The following is an 8401-nucleotide window of genomic DNA, read 5'->3' as shown; positions in this document are numbered from 1 at the left end:
ACGTGTTAGGGAACCGCGGAATGGAGTGGCGACGTCAGGCGGCTTGTCGCGCGTAGCGCGCATGCGCGAAGCCGTGAACAGGCGGATATGAAAGGTGCGGGCTCAAATTAGCGCTGTAGGACCACAGCGTATGAGCCGATCATGGGACGGGTCGCCGCGGCCAGGACAGCCAGCGGCGCGTGAACAGGGGTGAAGGGGGCGAAGGGGGTGATGTACGCGCCGGTGCGCCGTTCGTCACTCGCCCGCGGCGTCGTGACAGCAAACGCAAAGCTTGTTGCCTTCGGGGTCGCGGAAATACGCACCGTAGTAATCCGGATGATAGTGCGCGCGCAAAGCCGGCGCGCCTTCGCTCGTGCCACCGTGCGCGAGCGCAGCGGCGTAAGCGGCATCGACTACGGCACGCGAAGGCGCAAGCAGTGCCGTCATCTGCCCGTTGCCGGGCTGCGCGGGGTTGCCGTCGTACGGGCGGCCCACCAGAAAGAGCGGGCGCGGCACGCCGGGCTCCATCCATCCCGCCCAGGGATACTCGGGCTCGCGAAACTTGAGCACGAAGCCAAGCTCTTGCATCACGGCGCCGTAAAACGCAAAGGCGCGGTCGAAGTCGTTCACGCCCATGTACACATGCGAGATCATCGCCATCCTCGTGTCCTCCTCGTAGCGTTCAGGTAATCAACGTTGTGCGACGAACAGCACCGAAGCCGGCTTGCCGCTGCGCGGATCGAGCGGCTCGCGCATTGCGCGCAGCGTGAGACCGCTCGAAGCAATGAGCGCGATCCAGCTCTCCAGCGTGCGGAAGTACCACGGCGGCGCGTCGCGAAAGGCGCGGCTGAAGCCTGCCCACGAGCCGCTGCGCCAGCCGTCGGCATACGGTTGATCGCCGCAGGCAACGAGCGGATGCGGCGTTTGCACGATGAGCACGCCCTGCGGTTCAAGCAGCGTGGGCACAGCGTGCAGCAGATCGTCCACGCAGGTCGCACCGATCAGCGAGAAGTTGCACACCACTGCGTCGGCACGGCAGTCGAGTTCGCCCCGCGCGATCTGTTCATAGGCGAGCAGGCGGCAATCGGCGAGCCCCGCCGCACGCGCGGCCGCGACGAGTTCCGGCACCGCGTCCACGCCCGTCACCGCGATGCCCCGGCGCGCAAGCGCCAACGCAAGCCAGCCTTCGCCGCAACCCAGGTCGATCACGCTGCGCGGCGCGCGCGCAAGCACGGCGTCGAGCACCGCACCGTCGGTCACGAGGCGGCGGCTCTCGATTTCGCCGCCTCGCACGGCGGCAATCCAGGGCGTTGCGTTGCGCTGCCACGATGCGAGGATCGCGGCGTCGGTGTACGTGTCACGGTTCATGGGTCTCCTCGTGCGCGCCGTTCGCCACCGGCGCCATTCAGACGCCTATTATGCGCGCCGCGCGAGTCACGGCGCGGGCGTCGTGCCGTGACGCATCGGCTTTGACCCATAGGCCGCTTCACGAACCGAAGAACGGCACGCAATAGCCTGGAGGTCCGACGCAGTCGCCGGGGCCGTTGGGCTGTGGATGCAGGTTCGCACAACCGGATACGGCCGCCGCCGCCGCGACGCACAGCGCCGCGCGCAGCACATAGGAAACAAGGCGTGATTTCATGAAAGGGATCGGTGGTTAGGCCGCAATGCGGGTTCCGTCACGACGCGCGGCCTGCCCCGGCGCAACGGATATCGAATCAGTGATGCGCGTATAGCGTGCGATCGAGCGTTTGCATCTGTCCGTCGCGCTCGGCCTGCACGAGTTCGTGGCGCACCTGTGCGCGCGTGATGGACGCGTTGCCCTGGCTGATCTGCGCGCTCGCCAGCTGTTGTGGCGCGATCGCTTGTTGCACGCTTGCCGCCTGTGGGGCCGGCGCGCCCTGCGCGTGCGCAAGCGCCGATATCGACAACATGATTGCGGCGCACGCGCCGCCCTTGAATAGGCTCACCTCGTCTCTCCTGTCTGGCCGTCTGGGCCGTCACACTGGATCAGGTCGGCAGCAAGAGCGCTCCCGGCTGCGAATTGCGCTGCAACTCGTGAGGCAAGGATAGGGGCAAGACTTTCGCCGAAGATCCGCATGAAAATGAAGAAATGTTTAATCGACGACGCACGAATTCCGGCCCCGCAATTCATTTAGTTATTCTTACCAATGAATCGAGGATGCCGCGAAAAAACAACATCGCACGGTACCACCGCCCTGGAATGCCGTGCGCACGGCCCATTCACGCTCATCCGCTTTCTGAAACTCTGTCTTTCCGTTTTTCAAATTCGTTCATCGAAGGCGTTACGCATAATCGCCGCTGAATTTCGGCCGCTGGGCGCGCCGCAGCCGGAATCTCACGCAAGCCACTCTCACTAACGCCACTCTCCAACGAAAATACTTCAATGAAAAAAACCGCTCTCGCCACCGCCGTAGCGCTGGCCTCGTTTGCCTCCATCGCCCATGCACAAAGCAGCGTCACGCTGTATGGCGCACTCGACACCTCCGTTGCCTGGTTCGGCAACCAGCATGGCAAGAACGGCTCGGGCGGCACGTTCCAGATGATGTCGGGCAACATGTCGCCGAACCTGTGGGGTTTGCGCGGCACCGAAGATCTCGGCAACGGCCTTTCCGCGATCTTCAAGATCGAAAGCGGCTTCAACATCGACAACGGCAAGCAAGGCCAGGGCGGGCGCCTCTTCGGCCGCACGGCCATGCTCGGCCTGAATTCGACCACGGCGGGCTCGGTGACGCTCGGCCGCCAGTACGATCCGCTCATCGACCTGCTGCAACCGCTCACCAACGACGGCGCGTTCGGCTCCGCGTTCGCGACGCCAGGCGACATGGACAACTACGACAACAGCTACCGCACGAGCAACTCGATCAAGTACGCGAGCCCGAACTTCGGCGGCCTGCAAATGAGCGCGATGTACGCGTTCGGCGGCCAGCCGGGCAGCACGGGCGCGGGCCAGACGTGGGCCGTGGCGGCCGCGTACAACCATGGTCCGTTTGGCTTCGGCGCGGGCTACTTCAAGGCCAACAGCAACAGCGGCACGGTCGCCTCGTTCGACGGTCTCAATCCGAATACGGACGTCAACGTGGATTCCCCCGGCATTACGGGTGGTTTCGTCTCCGCGAACTCGCTCCAGATCATCCGCGCGGCCGGCGACTATACCTACGGGCCGGTGACGGCGGGCCTCTCGTACAGCAATGTCGAATACGCGAACTATCAAAGCGCGTCCGGTGCGAACGGCAACACGAAGTTCAACACGGGCCAGGTGTTCCTCAATTACCAGGTCACGCCAGTCGCGCTCGTCGGCTTCGGCTACAACTACACGAAGGGCCACGGCAACGGCGTTGACGCGAGCTACAACCAGTTCAGCCTGGGCGGCGACTACTTCCTCTCGAAGCGCACGGACATCTACGCGCTCGCGGGTTATCAGAAGGCCTCGGGCAAGACCATCGACGCGGACACGGGCGAGCTCGTCAACGCGGTCGCCTCGTTCGGCGACTTCGGCAACGACGCGACCAACGACAAGCAGGCGATGTTCATGGTCGGCCTGCGTCACAAGTTCTGACGCGCCGGACGGCGGGCGCGTCGAAAAACGCTCGCTGTCGTGAACTTCGGCTATAATCGCCCCCTGTCTTAGGGGAGTAGTCTGCAACGCCGGCTTGGGCGTTGCGCCGTCGTCAACATGATTGGTGCCACTGCACCATGGCGTCGGCAGCCGTATGCGATTCACTGCGATCGCGCGGCCTGGCGAGACCTATGACGTTTTCTCTTTCTCCCGGGCCGGGCGAAGGGAAGCGTCATGGTTTCGGTGCCCGGCTCGCAAAATAAACGGCTAACGATGATTCGCTCCGCCCCGCTTTTCGCGTCACCCCCCTCCCGCATCGCCGCCACGGAGCGCTCGTCATGATCCTGACGTTCGCCCTGCTCATTGCCGCGGCCGGCATCATCTATTTGTCGTGCGAATTCTTCGTCAATAGCGTCGAGTGGCTCGGCCACAAGCTCAAGGTCACGCAAACCGCCACCGGCACGATCCTCGCCGCGTTCGGCACGGCGTTGCCCGAGAGCGTGGTCACGCTTGTCGCCGTCGCCTTCAGCGGGGACCCCGCGCACAAGGAAATTGGCGTGGGCGCCGCGATTGGCGGCCCGCTCGCGCTCAGCACCATCGCGTATGCCGTCGTGGGCGTGGCGCTCCTCGCCACGGCCGCGCGCGCGGGCCGCGAACGCGCGGGCACCGTCGACGTCAATACGCGCCGCTTGCGCCGCGACCAGCTCTGGTTCCTTGCGATCTTCGTGGCCAAAATCGCACTCGGGCTTGTGCTGTTCAGCTTCAAGCCGGTGCTGGGCGTGCTGTTCCTCGCGGCCTACGCGCTCTACTGCTGGAAGGAGCTCTCCGACGAGGACGGCGGCGAAGTGGAAGGGGATCTGGAGCCGCTGAAGCTGCGTCCGCGCGACGAAAACCCGGCCATGGTGTGGATCGTGTTGCAGACGTTGGCCGCGCTCGTGGTGATCTTCCTCGCGTCACACCTGTTCGTGGAACAGATCGGCAAGGTCGGTCCGTGGCTCGGCCTGAGCCCGCAGTTGACGGCGCTGTTGTTCAGCCCGATCGCCACCGAACTGCCCGAGATCATGAACGCAATCATCTGGGTGCGCCAGGGCAAGGAGCGCCTCGCGCTCGCGAACATCAGCGGCGCGATGATGATTCAGGCCACCATTCCCACCGCGTTCGGCCTCTTCTTCACGCCCTGGCATCTCGCCACGCCGTCGATTCTCGCGGCCGTGACGACCATGGTCGCCATCCTGTTCCTGCAATGGGCCTTCCGCGCGCCGAGCGTGCGCAGCCGGCAACTCACGCACGTCGGCTGGCTCTATGCGGTGTTCGCCTTGTTGCTGTTCGTGGTGTGACGTGAGCTAACCCGCCGCCGCAGCGGGTTGCGCCGCGCCGGCGTGGTGATGGAGCCAGCGGATCATGTCCGAATGCCGCACCACGCCAACCAGTCGTCGCGCGTCGTCCATCACCGGGATGTCGTGGTACGCGTGGTCGGTGAAGATCGGCACGAGATGCGCGAGCGGCGTTGCACGATGCACCGCGTGCACCCCCGCGGCCATGACGGCCTCGACCGTTTCCTCCACGCGCGCCGACTCGCGCAGCAACGCGCGGCGCAGCGCGCCCCAGACACGCCTGAAGCCAGCGGCCGGCGCAAGATCGCCGAGCGCGTGATGCGTGACCATGCCGACCACGCGGTCCATGGCGTCGACCACGGGCAGCGTGGAGGCGCCGTGCCTGCGGAACATTTCGCGCGCCGCGTGCGCGCCCATCGTCGCGGGAACGGCAGGGCACCGCGTCGACATGATCTCCTCACAGGTTAGTTGTTCGAACGATTTACGCGGCACGTCGAGCGGTTCCAGCAGTGGCTCCAGCAGCGGGTGCGCGATTGCGGCGAGCGGCGCGGCGGCGGCCTCCGGCGTGGGACGAAATGCGGCGCGCGGATAGCGGTGCCCCGTGAGCGCGTGAAACACGAGCGCGGCGCTCAGCAATGCCACCGACTGGATGGCGATGGGCGCGAGCACGAAATGAAAGCCGAGCGCATGCACGGCCGGCCCGCCGAGCACGGCGGTGAGCGCAACGGCGCCCGAAGGGGGATGCACGCAGCGGCACAGGAACATTGCGCAGATCGCGAGCGCCACGGCCACGGAGGCCGCCGCAACCGGCGAGGCGATCCACTGCGCGCACGCCACGCCAACGAGCGCCGACACGAAGTTGCCGCCGAGAATCGACCAGGGTTGCGCAAGCGGACTGTCCGACGCGCCGAAGAGCAGCACGGCCGAAGCGCCCATGGGCGCGACGAGCAGCGGAATATCGCCGGCCGCGCCAAACAGCAAATGGGTCGCGAGTCCCGTGAACGCGATGCCGATCATCGCGCCCGCGCAACGCCGCGCGCGCTCCCGCCACCGCGGGGCGGCGGGATGCGGCACAAAACTCGTCAGCCATTCGATGATCGCGGTGCGGGTCATGGTGGGCGGGTTGCCGGTCGCGTGATACAGGTGATGAACGGTGTGGCAGCCAGATTACCGACGCGCGCCAAATATCAACAATTGATATTTCTGAGCGTATATATAATTCATTCTGTATGCATGTTTAGTCTCGATGCCTTGTCGATACCTGCGTCGGCCCTGCGATTTTTTTCGGCAATTCGGAATCAATTGGTCTAGAATTGGCGTATGAGAACCGAAACCCGTTCCGGCCCCGGCCGACCGCGCGAATTCGACGAGCAGGAAGCCGTGCAGAACGCGCTCGAAGTGTTTCGCACGCGCGGCTACGCGGCAACGTCGCTACCCGATCTGATCGAGGGCACGCAGCTTTCGCGCGGCAGTCTCTACAAGGCGTTCGGCGACAAGCACCAGCTCTTTCTCGCGGCGCTCGACTTCTACACCGAACGCGGGATCGCGCGGCTGACGCGCAACTTGCGCCACGCCTCGGCGCGCACGGCGCTGCGCGAGGCGTTGCGGCATTACGTGAGGCTTTCTGTGGGCCTGGAGGGGCTTGCGGGTTGCCCTGTCACGGCCGCAGCCACCGAGTGCCTGCCCTTCGACGCGCAGGTGAAAGCGCGCGTGACGAGCATGTTCGAGCGCATGCAGGCGTTGCTCGCCGGCGCCATCGAGCGTGGCCAGGCGGCAGGCGAACTGGCTGCCGACCAGAACGCCCAGGACCTTGCGCGCTTCCTGCTCTGCACGATCGAAGGCATGCGCGTGCTCGGCAAGACCGATTGCGGCGAAGCGGCGATCGATGCGATCGCTGAAATCGCCCTGAACGCCATTCGCTAGTTTTTTTGGCTTATTCGGAACTGAATAGTCCCAAATTGAGGTTGCATCATGAACACTTCGACGCTGGAATTGCACCCCGCGCGCGCCGGCGCGCGTACCTGGTGGGCGCTTGCCGTGCTGTTGATGGGCACGCTGTTACCGCCGCTCGACTTCTTTATCGTCAACGTCGCACTGCCCTCGATGCAGGCCGGTCTGCACGCCAACGCCGCCGTTGCGCAACTCGTAATTTCGGCCTACGCGGCGACCTACGCCATTTTCCTGATCACGGGCGGGCGGCTCGGCGACCTCTATGGCCGCCGCCGCATCTTCCTCGTGGGCATCGTCGCGTTTGCCGCTGCGTCGGCCGTATGCGGCTTCGCCACTTCGCCTGCGGCGCTGGTGACGGGGCGCATCCTGCAAGGCGGCGCGGCGGCCGTCATGGCACCTCAGGCGCTGGCCTCGATCCATGCGCTCTTTCCGTCGCATCAGAAAGGGCTCGCGCTGAGTCTTTTCGGCGCCGCTTACGGCATCGCTTCAGTCGCGGGCCAGGCGCTGGGCGGCGTGCTCGTTTCAGCCAACGTATTGGGGCTTGGCTGGCGCAGCATCTTCCTCATCAACCTGCCGGTCGTGATCGTCGCCGCACCCGCCGCGTTCTGGCTCGTACGCGAAAGCCGGTCCGATCATCCTGCGAAGCTCGATCTGGGCGGCATGGCCCTGCTGGCCGTTGCCCTGACCGCGCTCGTGGTGCCGTTGATCGAAGGGCGCGAGCGCGGCTGGCCGCTCTGGACGTGGGCGCTGCTCGCCTGCGCCGCGCCGCTGTTCGCACTTTTCTGGCGCTACGAAGCGCGTGTGGCTAGCGCCGGGCGCGACGCACTCGTGCCGCCCGCCCTATTCGGCGCGCCCGGCCTCGTGCGCGGGCTCGTCGCGACGCTGTTCTTCTATTCGCTCGCACCGTTTTTCATGATGTTTGCGATTTACGTGCAGCGTACGCTCGGGCTCGCACCGCTCGAAGTCGGGCTGGGCATTCTGCCCCTGGGCGTGGGCTTTCTGGTCGGGCCGCTGGTGAACCCGCTGCTCGTCCGTCGCTTCGGCGCGCGCACGGCGGCGGCGGCCATGATGGTGGAAGGCTGCGGATTGATATGGACTGCTATGCTTGTTCACGATGCTCAATCGCATGCCTTGACAGCGCCGCTATTTTTGATCGGTTTCGGTCAAGGCGTCGCGCTGCCCGCGCTCGTGCGACGCAACGTGGAATGTGTGGACCGGCGCTGGTCGGGTCTCGCTGCGGGACTCGTCAGCTCGGTTTTGCAGGTGAGCGCGGCGCTTGCCGTTGCGTTGATTGGCGGACTGTTCTTCGCGCTCGCCGGGCCGGATGCGAGCGGCGCGCAGGTTGCCCGCGCCTTCGCGACAGCCGTTGCAATCATCGGCATCCTGCTTTTCATTGCCGCGCTTCTCGCCGATGCGCGCAATAATCACGCATCGGAATTGCGCAAACAGCATTGATATGCCATGAGCGCATTGCCGGCGCATGAAACGATGGCCATGCGGCGTAGCGCCACATTAACACTGCGCCTGCGCGCCAATGCAATGCCGCGCGGGCACATTG

9 protein-coding genes are annotated in these 8401 nt (G+C 65.3%); 4 read left to right on the top strand and 5 right to left on the bottom strand.

All coding sequences use genetic code 11. From position 1 onward, the window contains the following. Positions 1–234 precede the first annotated feature (234 nt). The 4 genes from C7402_RS17695 to C7402_RS17685 all read right to left on the bottom strand — a co-directional run bounded on the left by C7402_RS17695 (position 235) and on the right by C7402_RS17685 (position 1949). Positions 235–633, bottom strand: a complete 399-nt coding sequence (locus tag C7402_RS17695; protein WP_116611685.1) for a VOC family protein — start codon at positions 631–633, stop codon at positions 235–237. Positions 634–669: 36 nt separating this feature from the next. Beyond that, positions 670–1347, bottom strand: a complete 678-nt coding sequence (locus tag C7402_RS17690) for a class I SAM-dependent methyltransferase (protein ID WP_116611470.1) — start codon at positions 1345–1347, stop codon at positions 670–672. 118 nt (positions 1348–1465) lie between these two features. Beyond that, positions 1466–1621, bottom strand: coding sequence for a hypothetical protein (locus C7402_RS46975; RefSeq protein ID WP_165841910.1), 156 nt, complete (start codon positions 1619–1621; stop codon positions 1466–1468). Between the two features lie 76 nt (positions 1622–1697). Further along, entirely contained in the window at positions 1698–1949 is a 252-nt protein-coding gene (locus C7402_RS17685) for a DUF4148 domain-containing protein (RefSeq protein ID WP_224043750.1), read from the bottom strand. A 437-nt stretch (positions 1950–2386) separates the two neighbouring features. Here C7402_RS17685 and C7402_RS17680 point away from each other — a divergent pair, with 437 nt between their 5' ends. After that, positions 2387–3559 (top strand): porin, encoded by a 1173-nt coding sequence (locus C7402_RS17680; protein ID WP_116611469.1) that lies wholly within the window; start codon positions 2387–2389, stop codon positions 3557–3559. 338 nt (positions 3560–3897) lie between these two features. Beyond that, positions 3898–4896: a sodium:calcium antiporter gene (locus tag C7402_RS17675; protein WP_116611468.1), complete on the top strand. Its 999-nt coding sequence runs from the start codon at positions 3898–3900 to the stop codon at positions 4894–4896. Positions 4897–4902: 6 nt separating this feature from the next. On the opposite strand, the gene C7402_RS17670 is transcribed toward C7402_RS17675, so the two are convergent. Beyond that, positions 4903–6006 (bottom strand): HPP family protein, encoded by a 1104-nt coding sequence (locus C7402_RS17670; RefSeq protein WP_116611467.1) that lies wholly within the window; start codon positions 6004–6006, stop codon positions 4903–4905. A gap of 207 nt (positions 6007–6213) precedes the next feature. On the opposite strand from C7402_RS17670, the gene C7402_RS17665 reads away from it, so the two are divergent. Further along, complete coding sequence (locus C7402_RS17665) at positions 6214–6816, top strand: TetR/AcrR family transcriptional regulator (protein ID WP_116611466.1); 603 nt, start codon at positions 6214–6216, stop codon at positions 6814–6816. 48 nt (positions 6817–6864) lie between these two features. Then, on the top strand, positions 6865–8298 hold the full coding sequence (locus C7402_RS17660; protein WP_116611465.1) for an MFS transporter: 1434 nt from the start codon (positions 6865–6867) through the stop codon (positions 8296–8298). Positions 8299–8401 lie beyond the last annotated feature (103 nt).

The organism is Paraburkholderia unamae (genome assembly GCF_003096875.1).
GTDB lineage: Bacteria > Pseudomonadota > Gammaproteobacteria > Burkholderiales > Burkholderiaceae > Paraburkholderia > Paraburkholderia unamae.
This window is presented reverse-complemented; position numbering and strand designations above follow the sequence as displayed.